Raw genomic sequence first — 229 nt, 5'->3', positions numbered from 1 at the left:
GGAATACCTAAGTTAAGGATATTAATATCAGCTTTTTGCGTTGCTAAGAATTCGTTAACTGCAGAGCCGGCACCGCCAGCAATCGCATTATCTTCAAGCGTAACAATTACATCGTGGCTAGTTGCAAGCTCATTTAAAAGTGCAGTATCAAGTGGTTTAATAAAACGCATATTAACAAGCGTTGCATCTAATTCATCTGCAGCAAGCTGTGCATTTTCAAGTAATGTAC

Annotated in this window: 1 protein-coding gene; it reads right to left on the bottom strand. The window is 38.9% G+C overall.

The window, feature by feature from the left end; genetic code table 11:
• On the bottom strand, positions 1-229 hold a 229-nt coding region (locus AAEZ18_RS19845), incomplete at both ends, for a transketolase C-terminal domain-containing protein (protein ID WP_352256175.1).

The organism is Pseudoalteromonas sp. 19-MNA-CIBAN-0066, assembly GCF_040308705.1.
Classification (GTDB): domain Bacteria; phylum Pseudomonadota; class Gammaproteobacteria; order Enterobacterales; family Alteromonadaceae; genus Pseudoalteromonas; species Pseudoalteromonas nigrifaciens.
The sequence above is the reverse complement of the archived record's forward strand: the minus strand, read 5'-3'. Positions and strand labels throughout refer to the sequence as shown.